The organism is Acetobacter estunensis (genome assembly GCF_019083805.1).
GTDB classification, from domain to species: domain Bacteria; phylum Pseudomonadota; class Alphaproteobacteria; order Acetobacterales; family Acetobacteraceae; genus Acetobacter; species Acetobacter estunensis_A.
Genome location: NZ_JAHRDV010000010.1, coordinates 85,062 through 104,625, shown reverse-complemented (window position 1 = coordinate 104,625; position 19,564 = coordinate 85,062). Strand labels below are relative to the sequence as shown.

The 19,564-nt window shown below is 61.1% G+C and carries 14 protein-coding genes; 7 read left to right on the top strand and 7 right to left on the bottom strand.

Translation table 11 applies throughout. The annotated features are described in order from the left end of the window. The first annotated feature begins 26 nt into the window (after positions 1–26). From KUA11_RS12530 to KUA11_RS12515, 4 genes are all read left to right on the top strand, one after another. Positions 27–164 carry a hypothetical protein gene (locus KUA11_RS12530; RefSeq protein WP_217410634.1) on the top strand — a complete coding sequence of 46 codons (138 nt, stop codon included), beginning with the start codon at positions 27–29 and terminating at the stop codon, positions 162–164. A 95-nt stretch (positions 165–259) separates the two neighbouring features. Beyond that, positions 260–1,276, top strand: a complete 1,017-nt coding sequence (locus KUA11_RS12525; protein WP_217410632.1) for a hypothetical protein — start codon at positions 260–262, stop codon at positions 1,274–1,276. Continuing rightward, on the top strand, positions 1,276–2,193 hold the full coding sequence (locus tag KUA11_RS12520) for a hypothetical protein (protein WP_217410624.1): 918 nt from the start codon (positions 1,276–1,278) through the stop codon (positions 2,191–2,193). Before KUA11_RS12525 ends, KUA11_RS12520 begins: the two co-directional genes overlap by 1 nt. After that, positions 2,190–2,396: a hypothetical protein gene (locus tag KUA11_RS12515; RefSeq protein ID WP_217410622.1), complete on the top strand. Its 207-nt coding sequence runs from the start codon at positions 2,190–2,192 to the stop codon at positions 2,394–2,396. The genes KUA11_RS12520 and KUA11_RS12515 overlap by 4 nt, the downstream gene beginning before the upstream one ends. Before the next feature lie 44 nt (positions 2,397–2,440). On the opposite strand, the gene KUA11_RS12510 is transcribed toward KUA11_RS12515, so the two are convergent. The 5 genes from KUA11_RS12510 to KUA11_RS12490 form a co-directional block, all read right to left on the bottom strand. Next, positions 2,441–4,684, bottom strand: a complete 2,244-nt coding sequence (locus KUA11_RS12510) for a TonB-dependent receptor (protein ID WP_217410620.1) — start codon at positions 4,682–4,684, stop codon at positions 2,441–2,443. 212 nt (positions 4,685–4,896) lie between these two features. After that, the gene (locus KUA11_RS12505) at positions 4,897–6,357 is read right to left on the bottom strand and encodes a sugar porter family MFS transporter (RefSeq protein WP_254454912.1); all 1,461 of its coding nucleotides are present in this window, start codon (positions 6,355–6,357) and stop codon (positions 4,897–4,899) included. A gap of 536 nt (positions 6,358–6,893) precedes the next feature. Continuing rightward, on the bottom strand, positions 6,894–7,286 hold the full coding sequence (locus KUA11_RS12500) for a hypothetical protein (protein WP_217410618.1): 393 nt from the start codon (positions 7,284–7,286) through the stop codon (positions 6,894–6,896). A gap of 149 nt (positions 7,287–7,435) precedes the next feature. After that, entirely contained in the window at positions 7,436–7,909 is a 474-nt protein-coding gene (gene bcp, locus KUA11_RS12495; RefSeq protein WP_217410616.1) for a thioredoxin-dependent thiol peroxidase, read from the bottom strand. Positions 7,910–7,946: 37 nt separating this feature from the next. After that, positions 7,947–11,021, bottom strand: coding sequence for a bifunctional [glutamine synthetase] adenylyltransferase/[glutamine synthetase]-adenylyl-L-tyrosine phosphorylase (locus KUA11_RS12490; RefSeq protein WP_217410614.1), 3,075 nt, complete (start codon positions 11,019–11,021; stop codon positions 7,947–7,949). Between the two features lie 150 nt (positions 11,022–11,171). On the opposite strand from KUA11_RS12490, the gene KUA11_RS12485 reads away from it, so the two are divergent. The 3 genes from KUA11_RS12485 (at position 11,172) to KUA11_RS12475 (ending at position 16,728) form a co-directional block, all read left to right on the top strand. Continuing rightward, positions 11,172–14,549, top strand: a complete 3,378-nt coding sequence (locus KUA11_RS12485; protein ID WP_217410610.1) for an AsmA-like C-terminal region-containing protein — start codon at positions 11,172–11,174, stop codon at positions 14,547–14,549. Positions 14,550–14,647: 98 nt separating this feature from the next. Then, positions 14,648–15,631 carry a CobW family GTP-binding protein gene (locus tag KUA11_RS12480; protein ID WP_166312590.1) on the top strand — a complete coding sequence of 328 codons (984 nt, stop codon included), beginning with the start codon at positions 14,648–14,650 and terminating at the stop codon, positions 15,629–15,631. Between the two features lie 38 nt (positions 15,632–15,669). Then, a complete protein-coding gene (locus KUA11_RS12475; RefSeq protein WP_217410608.1) occupies positions 15,670–16,728 on the top strand; it encodes a WD40 repeat domain-containing protein in 1,059 nt (352 codons plus the stop codon). A gap of 90 nt (positions 16,729–16,818) precedes the next feature. Here KUA11_RS12475 and KUA11_RS12470 read toward each other — a convergent pair whose 3' ends face one another. Next, positions 16,819–18,162, bottom strand: a complete 1,344-nt coding sequence (locus tag KUA11_RS12470; protein ID WP_217410606.1) for a glycosyltransferase family 4 protein — start codon at positions 18,160–18,162, stop codon at positions 16,819–16,821. A gap of 160 nt (positions 18,163–18,322) precedes the next feature. Continuing rightward, positions 18,323–19,471, bottom strand: coding sequence for a hypothetical protein (locus KUA11_RS12465; protein WP_217410605.1), 1,149 nt, complete (start codon positions 19,469–19,471; stop codon positions 18,323–18,325). Positions 19,472–19,564 lie beyond the last annotated feature (93 nt).

Below are 19,564 nucleotides of genomic sequence, written 5' to 3'. Positions count from 1 at the left end.
CAACCTCTCCATCCATGTGGACCATCATGATGCTTCTCAAGGCGAATGTTCCTTATGAAATCATCATGAAATGGGACTGGAAAACACGTGCTGCTGCTCTCGTGGTTGCCGGCACGATGGATGGAGCGGAGTTCTCATGGGAAAGTCTCTGCTGGAGGGAGTGAGTCTTCCTGCAGGAAGGTATGTGGAGCGATCGGAAATGTTTCGGAGAAGGAGCGACAGCCACACACAGCGGCGTGTGACCGCACGAAAAGGAAGTGTGGCTCGCGCTTCTGAGATTGGTCCAGGCGCGGCTCGCCTTATGCCCCGTTTTTTGCGGCGGGGGCAGAACCTTCATGATGGAACGGGAGGCAAAGTATCTGCCCTGCGTCGAGGCGCTTTTGTCTCACCTGCTCCTTCAATGGATAGACATGCGTCTTCACTGATCCTGCGCACTGGTGTTCGTCGGATATCATCGACTTCCGAAAGGCCAAAGAAGGTAGGATTTCATGAATTAGGAAGAGTTTCTTTAGTATCTGAAAAGCGAGCGCGGCAGAGTTTCTCTCTTACGTCTTTTGTTCACAGAAAGACGCACGCGCAGCGCATGGAACATTTTCCTGTTCGTGCAATTGGTAATTTGAGACCAGCGACGTTTTCAACCGATCGCATGTTGCATGCTCACATTCCACATATGTCAGAGACAAAAGGAGGAATTAAAGAACGCAGTGAAGCCGTCATCACTCCGAAGGCATCGATTTCACGCGCGATCAGAACATCTTCGAATATGATTCCCTCTGAGAAAAACAAGCAGAGCTATATTCTTCCTCATCCTCAGAATTCGTCTCGAAGAGCCTCGATAGAAGCACGATTTATTCGCAAATCCATACCGAATGGAGGCGTGGACAGCGTTATGGGACAGAGTCGGAAACAGAAGGATGCACTTTTGCCGAGTTTTGGAGAACGCATGAACTCGCATGAGAGCACGATGCCTCATTTTGGCAGAACGTCTCGTCCTGATGCGCCGTCTCACTCTTCCCCGTTTCCGTCAAGTTCTCCACGCCAGAACGGTCTTGTTGCAGCGGTGCGTTCGCCTTCACCTTTCATGCCGAAAAAGATCAGTGATCTATCGTCTTTTCGAAGTTCGGAACACGGACAAACCATGAAAGACCATCAACCTCATACTGATCTACGCCGCATGATGATGACTGAACTTCAGGCTATTCTCTCGGCACCTCCCACAATGTCGCCGCTGTCGTGGGTGCAGGCGACTCCCAGCTATCCGGGGTTTCATATCTGATGAGTCTTCTGGGTGTTGTTGGGGCGATCGGGGCGGCTCTGGGAAGTCAGGCTTTTCGTCTGGGAAATGTCGTATTTCTTGATACCGAAGTGCCGTCCGCACTCAGTTGGGGTGGCTATCAGGCAACCTCGACGTTTTTTCAACCGGGTGGTGGAAAAGTTGTCGTTCTTGGGGGGTATTTTGATGAACCCCTCGTCTGGAACGGCATATTCCGGGGCAGCACGGCGCTCGCGCGTGCCCGCACGCTCGATGCTATGGCGCGCAGTGGCTCCGAATGGGTCTTTTCGGGAGGAGGAGTCGCCCGGCAGGTGGTCATAACCGCTTTCGAAGCGGCCTATACGGAAAACGGAACGGTCATTCCTTATCGGATTGCCTGTGAGGTGATACCGCAGGCGGCAAGCACGCTTTCGTCCACGCGTTCGGTTCTCACCAGTCTGATCGGGACACAGGCGACGAATGCGCTGGGGGCCATATCGGGTACATTTACAAGCCTCTCGTCGTATGTGTCGGCAGCGTCATCGTCACTTTCGTCCTATGCGGGTGAGATTACGCCGCTGGCGAACCTCTTTGGGAGTGGCGGGAGCGTGTCCAGCCTGTCTGCCACTCTCTCTGGGATCTCGACACAGGCGAACGCGCTTTCGTCATTGAGCAGTAACGCGACTCTTACGACACTGGGAAGCAGCATGACGGACGCGGGGACGTCCGTTTCGTCCCTGTCGGCAGCCTCGGAAACCGAACTGGCATCGATTGCGGCGAATGCGAACGGCAACATCGTTTCAGACGGTTCTTCTTTGATTGCCGCCATCTGTCATTCCGCCACATCATCCTCTTCGTCTCTGGCAGGATCTTATCTGAATCAGGCTAATGGCACGATCGAAACCATTACGGGAAATTCCATTCAGAGTGCACAACCATGACAAATGTATATGAAAGCCAGACCATTACGGTGGGCCCAGCGGATATTTCCCTGTGGCACGTGGCCGCGAAATATCTTGGTGACGCGACGCAGGCCAATCGCATCATGGATGTGAACGGCCTGTCCGAGACATGGGTGACGGGGACAATCATCCTGCAATTACCCCCTTATGACAGCAGTCAGACGGGTGGTCTCAGTACCTGAGAATATGGGTCTTTCCTCGAAATAAAGGAAAGACCCATATTGTATCAGAAACGTTGCGAGATCCCTGTCAGGATCGTGCGGCGAAGTCCATATTGTGGCGCGCCGACACCGATGCCATCGCCACTGCGTAGCATGTAGCGTTTGTCGAACAGATTCGTGACATCCAGACGGAGTTCCGTGCGTTTGAGCCAAGGCGTGTGGAAGAGATTCTCGAACGACTGCACAATACCAAGATTGAACGTGGCGTATTGAGGGACGGAGGCGCCGTTGGGTGTGGCTCCGTCCATTCTCAGGCCGCTGCCATAGACCATCGTGGCGGACAGTCGCAGAGGGTGATCCGTCTTGTGAAAGATGGTGTAACTGGCACCTGCGGACGCTGTCCATCTCTGGTCATGGTCCAGATGCACCCAGTGACGACTGATATAGGCCAGATCGGCCGGATCGAGATTCCACTGCGCCGAGACGATGTCCTTGCCGATCGCGCGGGACCACGAAAAATTGCCATAGACGCTGAATGGACCGCGCGAATAGTCGGTGGCGAATTCGAAGCCATGCACCTGCCCCCGTCGATAGTTGAACGCGGACAAAATGATAGGCGAGCCAAACTGGCCTTCATCGATCATGTTGTGGGCAAGTTTGACATACGCATCGAATGAGGCGTGCCAGCCGGGAAGAAGATCCTGTGCGAACCCGGCATCGAAGTAATGATCGCGCTCAGCTTTGACCATCGAGTTCCCGAAATTGGCAGGCTCCCCCGACGTCGCCGCGTATTTGCCAAGCTGGTTCGTGGCCACGAGTTCGAAGGGTGGTGGTGTGAAGTAGCGGGAATAGCCCGCATGGAACGTGCCACCCGTCCATGGACGCCAGACGACGTTGATGCGTGGACTCACCTGTTTGGAGTGGGTGTATTCATCCACTCCGTCAAAGCGCAGGCCGTAATTCACTGTCAGATTATGGAGAGGTCGCCATTCGTCCTGTGCGTACAGTCCATACACCCAACCGGTGCGGCCCGTGCCGTCATGAATGGATGCGGTGGCCCCATCGAAGACCGCGTTGCCGTCCTGATCCGTGCCGGTCTGCGTGTAGACAGTGGAGTCCATCTTGGCGATCGTGCGTTCGACATAGGCCTGATATCCAAAGCGCAGCGTGTGACGCGGTGCGACACGCCATGTGAGATCGCTCTGTGACCCGGAAGAAAACACGGAGCGCTGCGCACGCTGGGCAATCCCGTTATAGACGAGATCACCCAAGGGATCGGGGGAATAGCCCAGCGAACTGTAGCGCACGATGGCCGAGGATTGCAGGCTGAGTTTCCCCATCTCCTTCTGGAGTGAGAGAATGCCGAAATCCGTGATTTCCTTCTGGTGCTCATCCAGCGAAGCGCTGTCCACGCTGCCATAGAGCCGTTGGGCCAAATCGCTTCCCATATAGGTCGGGTTGGCAAACTGTCTCTGCTGGCCGGGATTGTTGGGAAGCTGATATTCAGCGTTGGACACACCGGCAGTAAAGCTGATGCGGGTGTCGGCGTCCGCCGTGTAACGCAGATGTCCCAGAAAATGGTACTGATTGCTCAAGTCGTGCAGGGCATTGAAACTGGGTGTCGGGTTTTCGATGCCGACCCGATTATGAACGAAATCCGCCGTCGCGAAATAATCCCATTGGCCCGTATGACCGCCGTATTGGAGCGAGGGCAGCATATAGTCGCGCGCGCCGCCATAAACCGACGCATTGCCACCTTCATCCGACGTGCCGTTCTTCGTGGTAATGTCGATCACACCCGCTTGGAGAAAGCCGTATTCGCTGGGGAGCGCGCCTGTCGTCAGCGACATGGAGTGCGCGAAGCGTGTCATCAACGCCTGCCCGAATACGCTCAGTCCTTCCGGCAACATCACGCCATCGAGCCGAAATTGCACTTCATTGTGGTCACCGCGGATGTGGATCTGTCCGTAACTGTCCTGCGCCACTCCGGGGGCCTGCAACAGGATGGTGGTGAGGGGCGCATTGTCACCACCCGGAATCCGTTCGATGTCCTGCCGCGAAAACCGATACACGGTCGCACCTGTGGAAGGCTGAAGGCTTGCGCGCTGACGGTCGAGATGTGCGGTGACGATGATGTGGTGATCGCGCGCCGAGGCATCCTTCCTGGTCTTTGATGTGTCTTCGCCCGTGCTCTGATCCGTGACATCCGTGCTGGCAACGGAGGCGGCCTCGGCAGGTGTCGTTTCACTCAGAAAAAGGAACGGACTGGCAAGCAGAAGCAGGGCGGAGGTGCGGAGTGATGTGTTCATTATGGGTCCGTGTTGTCCTGATCGAATACCTCCTACACAAGTATGTTATAACATAACAGAATAAGATGATGCGCAATCGAAACGCGACGCTGAACTGTGGCAATTCTGCACGGCCAATACGCAGGAAAGCCCGCAGAACCTGTCTGCGAGCCTTCCTTATGTGCCGTCATTTTTCCGGATTTTCTTAATTAAATCCGAAGGATATGTGCCAGTTAGACGTTGTCGATAATCCGGGGACTGTGACCGAGGCGAGGGCGGAATGTGCCCTTTCGAAGTGTGGTTTCGATGTCCTCAAGGGAGGCTCCCGCCGTCTCGGGCACCAGCAGCCAGACGAAAATGACGCTCGCCAGATTGACGCCCGCATAGAACCACATCGTGCCGCCCAGTGTGAGAAACTGCACAAGCTGAAGCGTCGTGGCCGTGACCAGCAGGTTGCTGCCCCAGAGCATTGCCGCGTGCGCGCTGGTGGCAGCGCCACGCATGGGCAGCGGGAACATCTCGGCGCCCGTCAGCCAGCCCACAACCTGAATGCCGCCTGAGTTGAACAGCATGAACAGCAGGAGGAAAGCGACGACACCGTAGCTTCCGATGGTGCCTGCGGCCGGGTGCATGGAAAAGCACAGACCCAGCCCCACCAGACTCAGCACGGCACCCGGTCCCATGATGAGCATCAGTCGGCGGCGCCCGATGCGGTCCACAACCATGCAACCGATGAACGTCATGATGCAGTACACGACCGCCACGCCCAGGCTGGCCATAAGCGACCACTCCGGACCGAAGCCTGCATCCGTGAGGAAGGTAGGGGTGTAGTAGATCATCATCTCAAGCCCGCCGGCCTGTGTGAAGAACGCCACACCAAGCGCTGCCACAACAGCCGGGCGCACCCACGCATGCCGCAGCCCTTTCCAGCCCTTTTCGGAGGGATCATTCCCCTTGTTGAGATTGCGGTGAATCTCGTGGGCTTCTTTCTGGAGGCTTTTGCGGCTGGTGCGGATACGGCTGAGCTGTTCGACCGCTTCATGCAGTCCTTCGTTGCGGGCCGTCCAGCGCGGACTCTTGGGCAGGAAGAACATGACAATAAAGACGAAGGCCGCCGGCAGGGCGGCAGCAGCCACCATCGGGCGCCATCCCAGCGAATCCTTCATCGCAAGGCCGGCAATGTTGGCAAGCAGAATGCCGATGCCGATCGCCACGTTGAACATCGTCACCAGATTGCCGCGACGTGCGGGTGGGGCCAGTTCGGAAATGTAGGTCGGCACCACCTGTGTCGAGCCGCCGACGGCAAGCCCGAGGAAGAGGCGGGCGATGATCAGGGTGGTCACATCCGGTGCAAGAGCGCAGGCAATGGCGCCAACGACGAAAACAGCCGTCACGAAGATGACGGTCGCGCGACGGCCAAACTTTTCGGACGACCAGCCAAAGCCTATCGAACCTACGGCCGCCCCGGCGAGAATGGAGGATGCCACCCATTCCTGTTGAGTGATCGTGAGATGGAAATCACGGGTGATGAGCAGAAGAGCACCGGAGATGATGCCTGTATCGTAACCGTAGAGGCCGCCACAAATGGCGGCCACGACGGCTGCGATCCACAAGGTTCTGCTGGCAGTAGGAGATATTTCCGCAGCGTCCACGGCGGCTGCGACAATGCGTGGCAGGGGGGGCTTTGTCTTCAAGTTGGCTGATCCTCCATTCTGTTGGCGGGGCGGTCGTTGTGCCGGATGGTCCGGAGATGCGCGTCTTCAGGCCGTGAGTTTCCGGGGTGACGAAGCCATGCCCTGTTGTCAGCCCACGGGGTCGACAGAGGGTTAGGAAACGCCACCGGATGATGCCTGAACACGCTCTCTTCTATCACATGTTCATATTTTCGTGAACATGAAAGTTCCATGTAGAAATACGTGCCGAGGGACTCCCTGAAAAGACGGTCGGATGTTGAGACGTTCCGGGTCGTTCGGTGCGGTTTTTATCACCTGAATCCTTCGTGTGTTCAGGTGGTGTATGTCTGTTTTGTCTGACTGTTCTCGTGTCGTGAGCCATTGTTATTGTTGATCCGAGAATAAAATAGTGTGTGCCATGGTCTATGATTCCAGACACGTAACGACACACATTTCGCGAAGTTGCCTCTCCCACATTTTTGCGTTCACCCAGAGCACAAAAAAACCCGCGTTCCGAAGAGCGCGGGTTTCTGAAACTCAGGAAGAAAGAAGAAGGATTACCAGACGCCATAGCCTCCGTAGCCGCCATAGACGGGGGCGACAGGCGCTACGGGATAAGCCGGGACGACATAAGCCGGGGGTGGCGGTGGTGGGGGCGGGGCATACACCATCGCGGGCGGCGGCGAGTTGGCGATGGCCATGCCCGCGAGCGTGCCTACAGCGAGCCCTCCAATAATACCGCCTGCAACGAGGCCGCCTTCACCGCGTGAATGGTGATGCCGCCATTCGCCCGGTCCCGGGCCACCCCAGCGGGGTCCGCCGCCCCAGCCGGGACTGCCCGGCCCACCGCGCCATGGCTGGGCATGAGCCGTGGCGGGAAGGGCGGCGGTGCCGGCCAGAGCGCCCAGAAGGGCGGGAAGGATGAGAAGGGTGCGAAGATGTCTGTTCATGTCTGTTTGCCTCGGATCAGGTCAAAGGACCGTGTCCTATTCATGTCGACATGAAAGGCCTGATTCGTGGCGAATTCCGGGCGCTTTCGGTGAAAACGTCGTCATCTTCCGGCCATACAGCCCGCTCCCGAAAGAGCGGGACAGCGCGCTTACAGCTCGGATGCCGCTTTTTCCACGAGCGCCGCATGTTCGGCGGGTTTGACCTTGCGCCAGATCGCCTTGATGAGGCCGTCCGCGCCGATCAGGAATGAACTGCGCTCCATGCCCCAATATGTGCGGCCATACATGGATTTCTCCACCCATGTGCCATAGCGCTCGGCCAGTGCATGGTCCGCGTCGCTCGCCAGAGGAAAGGTAAGATCGTATTTGTCAGCGAAGCGGTCGATCTTCGTCACCGGATCGGGACTGACGCCAATGACCGTCAGATCGAGCTTTGCCAGTGAAGGCAACGTCTCCTGAATGCCGCAGGCCTGCGTGGTGCAGCCCGGCGTATCCGCCTTGGGATAGAAATAGAGCAGGTAGGGATGACCTGCGAGGTCCGCGCTCGAGACCGTGCGGCCACGGCTTGCGAGAAGGGAAAAGCTCGGGGCCTTGTCGCCCACTTTCAGGGGTTCGGTGCTCATGCCGTCAGCCTGCCCGAGCCGCCGCACGCGCGCAATATCAAGAGTCAGGCTCCACGGGTCCGATCAGCCGCACGAACAGGGCGCGCACCGTCTCGGCCAGTTGCGCCACATCCGTTGCCAGCACGTCGATGCCCGACACGTTCATGCTCCGACACAGGAGATCGAGTGTTGCGGGCGGCAGGTCTTGGGCAGGGTCGATGGGCGGCGTGGGACCGCACAATAGACGCAGCACACTTTGCAGACTGCGCCAGTATTCATCGGCGGCGATCAGCACCTGCGCATCGTCTCTGGAAATGACTTTCTCGCGCGCCAGCAAATGAAACGCCTGCGCCGTGACGGGCGAGCGGGCTTTCGCCGTTCCCGCCACAAGCTGAAGCGTCTGGGCGATGAACTCGACTTCCATCAGACCGCCTTCCCGACGCTTGATGTCCCATGGACTGGAAGGCGGCAGATCCCGGGCAAGACGGTGACGCATGGCGGCGGCGTCAGCGCGCAGTCTCTCTGGCGGGCTGTCGGAGCGGGGGGCGAGAGCCGCATCGAGATCGGTCTGCCACGTCTTTTTCAGCCGTGTTCGTGTGCCACGTTCGCCCACCTGCGTGATGAACCGTGCCCGTGTCAGCGCCATGCGCTCCCATGTCCACGATTCCTCTGCGTGATAACGGCGGAAGGCGGACAGCGGGACCGCCACAGGTCCGGCGGCCCCGGAGGGACGCAGCCGCATGTCCACGGGATAGAGCGGTCCCTCCGCATCGGGCGCGGTAAGGGCGGCGATGAAAGCATGTGAGAGACGAAGGTAATATTGCGAAACGCTCAGGGATTTTCCGCCTCCTTGCGCTGGCGTGCTCTGCATCACCTCTTCGGGATGGTCGAAGACCAGCATAAGATCGAGGTCCGAGCCGGCCATCATTTCCCGCGAGCCGGCCTTGCCCAGCGCCACTACCGCCATGCCGCCGCCCTTTACATGGCCATAGCGGGTGCGATGTGTCTCGAACACGCAGTCCAGAAGAACGCTCATGACAGCATCGGCCATCGCGGTCCGGTCGTGGGCGGCGGCGTCTTCGTCCACTCGCCCTTCCAGACGCGCGACCGAGAGACGGAATTCTTCCGCCCGCACCACAGGACGCAGACGCATGACCAATGTTTCCAGATCCGGCTTTTCGTCCGCCAGAAGCTGCACCTGCCGGGGCGCAAGCGCGGGAGCGGAGGAGATGTCCTCGTCCTCTTCTTCCTGAACTTCCAGCAACCCTTCGAGGGCCGAAGGCGTATCAGCCAGATGACTGGCAAGAAACGGCGAGGCGTCGAAGATGGCGGCGATCCGCTCAAGAAGGGACGGATTGCGCTCCAGAAGCGAGAGAAGCTGCACGCCCGCGCGTTGCCGGGAGAGCAACGTATCGAAATGGCGCAGGCAGGCGAGCGGATCGCGTCGGGCCATGAAGCTTTTCAGCAGAGCCGGCAACAGGCCGCGCAGGAGAGCGTGGGCACGTTCCGAACGCAGGGCGCGGCGGCTGTTGCCGGCCCAATGCTCCATGATGGACGCCGCTGCCACGCAATCAGTTTCGGGAAAGCCAAGTTCGCCCAGCCGCGCGGGAAGATCGTCCGCGCCCAGATCGAGATCGGCCTCCTCGGCGGCGGTCGCACGGGTAGGGCTGCTGAAATGATGCTCGAAAATACGCCGCGCCGCGCGCATCTGCGGGAGCAGGTCGAGTGCGAAATCTCCACCGCTGGCATAGCCGAGGAAGATGGCCAACGCGTCGAACCGCTCCACCGTTGTGGGAAGATCGTGCGTTTGCTGATCGGCGCGCATCTGCACGCGATGTTCCACCTCGCGCAGAAGGCGGTAAGCCCGCGCCAGCACCTGTGCATCCTCGCGCGGCATATGGCCCGAGCGGGTGAGGGTGCGCAGCGCCCCCAGAGTGGTGCGGTCGCGCAGGCTGGGCGTGCGACCGCCCCAGACGAGTTGCATGGCCTGCGCCACGAACTCGATCTCGCGAATGCCTCCTTCTCCCAGCTTCATGTTATGGCCAAGCAGCCATGCCACTCCGGTGTCCGGGTCCAGCAGCGTTGTGTCGGGCATGGCGGCCAGCCCAGTGCGGCCGGGTTTGCGGTGGCGGTCGATCTTGGCTTTCATCGCGTGGATGTCGTCGATCAGCGCAAAATCCAGATGCCGCCGCCAGATGAAGGGATGGATCGCACGCAGGAACTCACGCCCGAGCGTGAGGTTGCCCGCAACAGGCCGCGCCTTGGTCATGGCGGCGCGTTCCCATGTCTGGCCAAGGCTTTCGTAATAGGCGATGGCGGCAGGCAGGGAGACGGCGAGCGGCGTGGCGGAGGGATCGGGGCGCAGGCGCAGGTCGGTGCGAAAAACATAGCCGTTGGCGTCATGCGTTTCCATCAAACGCACGAGATCGCCGGTCAGGCGAATGAACATCTGCCGGGCCGTGTCGGGATCATCGTGCAGTTCGGCGTCGAACAGCACCACAAGGTCGATGTCGGAGGAGAAGTTCAGCTCCCGCGCACCCAGCTTTCCCATCGCCAGCACGACATATCCGCTCTTCCATGTCGGGCGTCCCGGGTCCCGCAATGACAGGCGGCCCGCGTCATGGGCGGCTCGCAGAAGGTGGCGCACGGCGGCGTCCAGCGTCACTTCGGCCAGACGGCTGAGCGTTTGCGTTACGGTTTCCAGCGGCCAGAACCGACCGATATCGGCCAGCGCGCAGGTCAGGGCGACACGGCTCTTGGCATGGCGCATGGCGGCGCACAGCGAATCGCGGTCCACGATGGGCGGCAACGCCTCGACTGCAGCCAGCGTCGCCTCGGCAAAGGCGTCGGGCCCTTCTCTCAGCAGGGTGGCGAAATCGGTGGGCGCACGGAGAATCAGGTCCGCCAGATAGGGGCTGTTGCCGCCCACACAGGCAAGAAGTGCTGCGACATCGGGGTGATCGGGCAGGGCAGGATCGAGACCGGCCTCCTGCCAGCGAGGCAGAAAATCGTCGAGGAAGTTGCGCACCGCTGTCGCGTCTGTCGGCGAGGGCCAGCGGGCCTGAGGCCAGTGCGGCTGATGGCGACGCAGCCGCGCTGTGTGTGCAGAGGTTTCGCCATCCTTTGGGCGCATTGTGCCTTTTCCTGTAGAAGCGCCACGGATGCGGTCGGTGGGGGAGAAAAAAGAGGTGCGTCGCGACATGGGCCTGATCGGTGGAGGTCTTGTACAGGGAAGCCAGCGAGTGAGGTCTGAAGGAGAGAACGTGCCAGCAGGGTGGGGTCGATGAGCGGTTCCGGTCAAGACAGGGACGAACATCCCGCGTCCGGAATCGTGGTGCCTCCCCGTCCCCGCCGACGATGGGGCCGCCGGGTTCTGCTTGCGGCCGGGGCGATGGTTGGCGTGCCGCTGCTGGCTGGCGGTGGCGTGCTGCTCGCCATGTTGGCAGGGCCGGTGGATGTCACGCCGCTTGCGCATCTGTTCCTGCCCGTCACGGTGGAAGGGGGTGGCCACGGCCAGCCCCCACGCGGACGGCTGGATGTGGGACACGCGCAACTGCGCTGGAACAGCCTGCGGGACGGGCTGACCTCTCCCGTCCTGCTGGAATTGACGGATGTGCGGATACTGGACGCGCAGAACCGGGTTGCGGACAGTATTGCCTCGGGTGCCATCGCGTTGGACGCTCTGCCGCTTTTCCGTGGCGGTCTGTCGCTGACCGACCTGCGGGTAACGGGCGCGCAGATCGCGCTGCGACGTGATGCGCAGGGCAATGTCGATCTCGATCTTCCAGGAGAGTCTTCCGGCAAGGGCGGTGGTTTTCCTCCCATCGGCATCAAACATCTCCGGCGGCTGGTGCTGGCGCAGACGCATGTGGTGCTCAGGGACGATGTGACGGGACAGGTCTGGACCGTGGACCCGATGGATGCGGACCTTACGCCTGTAGTGGTGAAGCGCCGTCACGGGCTTTCGGGCGCTCTCACTCTGGGCGTGACGGGAGCGCCTGCTGACTCTGCGACCGCCGCTTCACCCGTATCGCTGCATCTAAGTGCAAGGGGCGAACTGTCCGCCGATCAGGCGCTGCACTGGCATGTCACGCTCGATCCGGTGACACCCGCAGGCTTTGTCAGCCTCGCGCCCGAACTGAAGAAAGTGCAGGCACCCATCGGTCTGGACGCGGATGTGGTCCTGCAGGCGGGAAAGCGCGCGTGGTACATGATGCCGCGTGAAGCCGTGGCGCATATCGCGCTCGGCACGGGTGAAATCCGGGCGGCCGGTTCCACGCTCTATCCGCAGAATGGGCAGGCCACTCTGCATATGACGCTGGATGAGCAGACGAAGGCGGGATGGCCCGCCCACCTGTCGCTCGATTCCTTTGCGGTGCAACTGCGGCCGCCCCCACAGCCCGTCGTCATGCCGGTGACGCAGGAAGGAAGCGTGCAGTCGGCCACAACGTCTTCTGCCGCACAGGCTTCCACGCCATCATCAAACGAAACGCCTCTTCCGCCCCCGGTGCTGACGGCCACAGGCGCTGTTGACTGGCGCAATCTCGCCATGCCGGGCGCCATGACCGGCACGCTCGACACCGGCCTTTCGGACGTCCCGTTCGACCGGGTGGCGGATTACTGGCCAGCCAAGGCCGCGAAAGGTGCGCGACGCTGGGTGTCGCGCAACATCACGGCGGGCACGATCGAGAACGTGCATGTCCGATTGGGCATCGGCCCTGACCGCACAGGAAAATCTCCCGATGTCGTCAGTGTCTCTGGCGGGCTGGACGGCAAGGGAATGGACGTTCACTGGTTGCGTCCCATCGCGCCGATAAAAGGCTTGGACGCGCATCTGGAATTTGTGGATCTCAAGACCATCCGCATCGATTTCGCCCATGGCTATCAGCCCACCACACGCACGCTGGCCAGTGTGGGTACGACGGGCAGCGGACGTCTGGAGGTGCAGCCGGGCAGCATGATCATCAGCGATCTGGACAAGAAGGATCAGATCGGAACTATCGAGATCGGACTGAGCGGAGACCTGCGCGATCATTTCGCGCTTCTGTCCGAGCAGCGGCTGCACATTCTCTCGAAGCATCCACTGCCTTTCGATCATCCCCGTGGCTATGGCGCTGTCCACTTCACGCTCAGCCTACCGCTGATCGCAAGCGTGACGACCGATCAGATGACGCTGAACGGCCATGCCCATCTCACGCATGTGCATCTCGGCAATGTGGCCCTGCAGCGCAACGTTGATGGCGGAACGCTCGATTCCGATGTCACGATGCACGGCATGACCTTTACCGGCGGCGGCGTGTTCAGCCACATTCCCGCGGATGTGAAAGGCATGATCGACTTCGACCGTGTGGCGCCCGGACAGGCGGTCGATCATATCGTGACGCATCTTCACCTCACGCCCGAGACGGTCGCGGCGGCGGGTATTCCGGTGCAGGATCATGTTTCGGGCCGGGCCGACCTTCAGGTGGACTATTCCGTCATAAAACAGGCTCATGACCGGCTCGCTCTCGACCTGAATCTCAAACAGGCCGGCATCCATATTCCCCTGTGGAGCAAGGCGCCCGGACAACCCACCACCGTGCATGCCGACCTCCAGCTTGAAGGCGGCAACATCGTGTCCGCTTCCGGCATCCGCGCGCAGGGACCGGATCTCGATGTCAACGGAGAGGCGCATCTGCGTCCGGGGCGCGTGCCGGAACTCGATGTGCCGGCTTTCCGGGTTGGTCGTTCAACTGGCTCGGCCACGCTGTTCCTGCCGAAGCGAACATGGGAGCCGATCACGGTGCGGATTCGCGCCAATGATCTCGACCTCAGCCCGCTGGTAGAAACCAACACAGCCGCTGAGCCTGCCGAGAAAGCCACTACCCTGCATGTTCCCCAAGCGGCCAGCGGCAAGGTGAGCGGGCCACCGCAGCGTCCGTGGGTGATCGATCTGAAGGCGAACCACATTTATTATGGGCGCGACAAGCGTATCGGTGGCGTGGACGCCTATTTCGACCATAACGGTGTGCGCATCGAGCGCATGCGTTTTGCCATGACCGAACCTTCGGTCGCGCAGGTGGACATTGTCCCCGATGGCAACCGTCGCAAGCTGGTGGCGGACATTCCCGATTTCGGCCAACTGCTCGACCGCATGGGCGTGACCGACATGATGGTCGGCGGTCATGCGGTCTTTCACGGCCATTTCGATGACCAGCAGCCCACCGCGCCCTTCAAGGGAGCGCTCAAACTCTCGCCCTTCACCATCCGTCATGCGCCCGGTGCGCTTCTGGTGGCGCGTAGCCTGTCGATTTATGGTTGGCTCAATTCCCGCGATCACTCGGAGTTCGAGGTCCAGCGGTTTGAAATGCCGGTGAAATTCGCCGATGGCGTCCTGCATATCCGCGATGGTCGCGCGGGCAACGGCGCCCTGGGTGCCACGCTGGAAGGGCCGGTCGATCTGGACAAAGGCACGATGCAGCTCTCGGGCACCATCGTGCCGGCCTTTGCGATCAACGAGATTCCCGGCGAGATTCCCGGCGTCGGACATCTTCTCGCACCTGAGAAAGGGGGCGGGTTGCTGGCGGTGAAGTTCGCGCTCGACGGACGCATCGACAAACCCGCTTTTTCCGTCGAACCGCTGACGATCTTTCTCCCCGGCATCCTGCGCAACATGTTCTGACGCGGCCTCCCTTTGCCGGGTGGGGAGGGCGTGCCTATATGTCCGTCACAATGAATGTGGCCTGCCCGGGCCACTTGCCAGAGGAAAAGGAGAACGCCATGTCGGGAACGCAGGACGCGACCGCAAAGCAGCTTGTGCCGGTAACGGTGCTGACGGGTTTTCTCGGCGCGGGCAAGACCACGCTTCTCAACCACATCCTCACGGCTGAACACGGCCGGAAATACGCTGTCGTCATCAACGAATTCGGTGAACTCGGCGTGGACAACGACCTCGTGGTCGATGCCGACGAGGAAGTGTTCGAGATGAACAACGGCTGCATCTGCTGCACCGTGCGCGGCGATCTGATCCGCATTCTCGGCAGCCTGATGAAGCGGCGCACGAAGTTCGATGGCATCATCGTCGAAACCACGGGACTGGCCGATCCGGCCCCCGTGGCGCAGACTTTCTTCGTGGACGAGGATGTGCGTGGCAAGACACGGCTGGACGCCGTCGTCACGGTGGTAGACGCCTACAACGTGCTGGCCACGCTCGATGAAAGCCCCGAGGCCGTGCATCAGGTCGCGTTCGCGGATGTCATCATCCTCAACAAGACCGATCTCGTGGACGAGGCGAAGCTTGAGGAGATCGAGAAACGTCTGCGTCAGATTAACGCCCATGTGCGTATTCATCGGGCCGTGCGCGGCGATGTTCCCTTGACGGATGTGCTCGATCAGGGCGGCTTCGACCTTCAGCGCGCGCTGGCCTATGAGCCGGACTTTCTTGAAAACACTGAGCATTCGCATGAGGAAGGCGTCACCAGCATTTCCCTCTCCGTGAAGGAGCCTCTGGACGAGGGGCGTTTTCATGCGTGGATCAGCGCGCTGCTTCAGGAGCAGGGCGGCGACATCCTGCGCACCAAGGGTATCCTCGATTTCAAGGGACGTGACGAACGGTTTGCCTTTCAGGCCGTGCACATGATGGCGGATGGAGATTTCATCGGTCCGTGGAAGGCAGGGGAGCCGCGTGAGTCGCGCCTGGTGCTGATCGGGCGCAACCTCAACCGTCCGCGTCTGCGTCGTGGTCTTGAAAGCTGCCGGGCCTGAATGACGGTTTTTGAAAACACGCCGCAAGGAGAGTGGACATGAGCGAGACGGGAGCGGGCTTCCCTTCTGTGGTGGAGAGTCGCGGCGCGGAGCGCACGATCGAAGGGCATGTGACGGCCTGTTGCGCGGCCCGCGACAATCGCAGCTTCGCTTTCGCGACCGGTGAGGGCGATTTGCTGATCGTGCCGCGCGAAACCCTGCGTGACACGACCACGTGGAAGAGCGTCCCCGCGCATGACGGTCCGGTCCTCTGCCTTGCGCCCGATGTGGCAGAAGCGACTTTTCTCACCGGTGGGGAGGACGGCCGCTTGGTTCGTTCCACTCCGGACGGGAAGGTGGAAGAACTGGCGAAGGCGCGGCGCTGGGTCGAGCATGTCGCGAGCTGGAGCGATGGTCGGAAAGGTCAGATTGCCTGTGTCGTAGGCAAGGAAGTGCAACTGCGTGAGGCGGACGGCACCACGTTGATCCGCACGCTTGAGCACCCGTCCACCGTTTCGGGCATCGTCTTCGATGCCAAGGGCAAGCGGCTCGCAGCCTCACACTACAATGGCGCGTCCTTGTGGTTCGTTCATTCAAAGGACGGTTCGGCTCGCACGCTGGAGTGGAAGGGCAGCCATATCGGCATCGCCCTGCATCCGGGCGGAGAGGCGCTGGTGACGGCCATGCAGGAGAACGATCTGCACGGATGGCGTCTGCCGGACGGCCACAACATGCGCATGAGCGGCTATCCCACAAAGGTGGCCTCGCTCGCGTTCACGCGCACCGGAAAATGGCTGGCCACCAGCGGCGCGGATTGTGTAGTGATGTGGCCCTTCTTTGGCGGTGGCCCGATGGGCAAGCCTCCTCAGGAGTTGCCGGGCATTCCGGGGGTGCTGTGCACGCGCGTGGCGACCCATCCCACACAGGATGTCGTTGTGGCGGGTTTCGCGGACGGTCGCGTGCTGATGATCGACCACAATTCCGAGCGGGTGCTGCCTGTGTGCGCTCCGGGCGGAGGAGCGGTCACCGCGCTGGCCCTGAGCGCGGATGGCTGCACGCTGGGGTATGGCACAGAGGAAGGTCGTATCGGGCTTGTGGATCTGGCCGCGTCGGCCTGACGGGGAGGAAGGAGCAGGGGCCATCCGTGCCGCCTGCTCACAGTCCTTTATTCGTCAATAAAAAAAGAGCGGGGGGAGCGTGGTTCTGGCTTACGCTTCTACCCGTGTCCGACCGGCTTTTGCTTTTGAGGGCTTTGCCGTGCCCGCTTCCTTGCGAGCCGTGCGTTTTTTCTTCGGAGCGCCGGACGGCGCGGGCGCGCTTTCGTGCGATGGCGAAATGCCAGAAACCTGCTCAATCAGATCTTCGTAGCGGTTGAGGTAGTCGTTCATGCACAGCGTGGCTTCGGCCTCGGACCGGGCGGCTTCTCGCAGCGCCTTGGCCTGCTTGCGGTTTTCCAACAGCGTGAGCACGCTCTCGGCAATCCGCTTCGGCTCGATGAAGGGCGCCAGCAGGCCCGTCCGTCCGTCTTCGATGAATTCGCGCACCGGTGCGGTGTCGCTACCGACAATGGCGCAGCCCATGGCCATGGCTTCCCGCAACGACCATGACGCCACGAACGGGTATGTCAGATAGACATGCGCGTCCGAGCGTTGGAGCAGGGCGCGGAAGCCATCATAGGGCACCTTGCCGAGGAAATGGACGCGATCGAGATCTAGCCGGTCTCCCACTTCGGAGAGCATCCGTTGCTTCCATGTGCCGTGCGGCAGACGCGCACCATAACTCACGCCATCGCCGCCCACCAGCGCGACCTGTGCCTGCGGGCATTTTTCAAGAATGGTCGGCAGCGCGCGCATGAAGACATGGAAACCACGATAGGGCTCCAGATCCCGCGCCACATAGGTGATGAGACGGTCCTTGGGCGAAATCGTCACATCCCCGAAGGTACAGGTCGTGCGGGCCGCTTTTGGATCGGGACGACACAGGTCGAGGTCAACGCCCTCGCGGAGGACCGAGATCCGCGTCTGCGCCCAGTCGGGATAGGTGCTGCGCTGGAAGAGCGTTGGCGTCTGTCCCCAGCCGGGATTGTTGAGCGCCTGCAGATTGATGGCGTTCTTCGCCCGGATGCGCGGCAGCATTTCGGGCAGCAGGGGAAATTCGGGGTCGAAGCCCACGTCGTAATTGTCAGTGTGATAGAAAAATTCGAAATAGCCGAGAACAGGCACACCCGGAAACACGTCCTGCATGTTCAGCAGTTCGCCCCAGCCGTGATGCCCAAGGATGATGTCGGGCACGAATCCCAGATTTTTCAGCGTCATGGCGGCCTGCGCCACACCATCCGCACGACCGAGACCAATGGCGAAATCCCGGATGCCGGGGTGACTGTTCGGTGGCGGTGTATGGGGCGCGCGGTAAATGACGCGCCGCACACCCGGAATGACGTTTTCGTTGTTCTCGCTAATGAAAACGATCTCGTGCTGTCCGGACCGTGCAAGGTGACGGATCAGGTGCAGGTACTGGCCGGGAAAATTCTGGTGAACGAAGAGGAACTTCACGAGGAATGTCCGTTTCCGAAGGAGGTCCGGCTCGGGGCGGAAGAACGCGCGGGCCGGGCGGGGCAGTTCCCCGTCTGGCGGCCGCGATCCCGCGCGGTCGCCTCATCAGAAGAAACATTTGTGGCGGAAGAGGTTGGGACCAGTTCCGCTACCATGCGTTTTAGCGACGGGTCTTGCGGCCGCCGCGTGCTGTGGTGGTGGAACGCTGGGCCTTGCCGCGTGGTGCCGTCGTCTTGGGAGCGGCCTTCTTCGGTGTCGGAGCCACAGCGGCTTTTTTGGTTGCGGGTTTTGTCGCAGCAGCGGCCTTGATGACGCCGCGTGGACGCTTTGCAGCGCTGCGGGGGGCGCGGCGTTCCGCTGCTTCCACAAGATCGGTCACTTCGTCGAGCAGCGCGAGATCGTCCTCGAGTTCCTCTTCGAACTCTTCGGCGGCTTCCAGCGCGGCGGCTCCGTCCCGCGAAACGATTGTCACGCGGAAGGCTTCGAGTGGCGCAAGGCTCTCGGCCTCAGCGGTTTCGTCCTCACCGATCGGGCCGATCGTGGTACCATCCGTAAAGGTGGCTTCCACCTCACACAGATAATCCTCCGCGGCTTTACCCTTCAGGCGCACGCGGAGGCCGAGGATGGGCAACGCCATGCCACGGCTGCCGCAATACTGGCCGCCTTCGGTCCACGGGGAGAGCCAGCCTTTGCCCAGAACGGCCTGATATTCGATGTCGGCTGCGGAAATCGGACCCGTGGGCGCGATGCCGAAACCCTCGATCCATGCGCGGCTGCCCGGCGTGCCCATCCATTCTCCCAGACGCGCGCCGACATCGCCGCGCCGCTGGATATGGGCCGCCACTTCGGGAAGATTGTTCGGATCGAACTGCGTGGAAGCCTGCGCCGCCTGCTGGCCCGGCTGGGCTGCGGCAAGACGCGCGGCCTGCATCGTTGCATCGGCTGCGGTGGCCGACTGCGCGGTGGCGTCGCTCAGGCGCACCACCTGAAGGCGCGGGGCGTCATGCGGGCTGCCCGGCTCCTGGTACACCGTGACCAGAACCTGTGCGGGCCCCTGCGTTACGCGGATGAGGGCGGCGTTGTTGCTGCCACCCAGCCAGCCGGTGTCATCGAAGGTGGAAATGGTGAGGCTGCTGTTGGACAGCGGTGGCTGCGTAAGGCGCACGCCCGGCAGGCCGCGGGGGCTGGGAGGTTCCTGCGCGGGGACGTGAAAGACGCAGAATAATCCTTGGTCCAATGTCATCAGGTGACCTGACACCTTGAGATCGGTGATGCGGTTCTGATTGGGAGTCTGGCCACTCTGGGACATGAAGTTCGTTCCGTAAGTTGCGCGCATCGGGGCACGGAGTGCCCGTTTTGCGTTTCATGAAATGCCGGGAAACCGAAAAAGAAAGACGCTTAA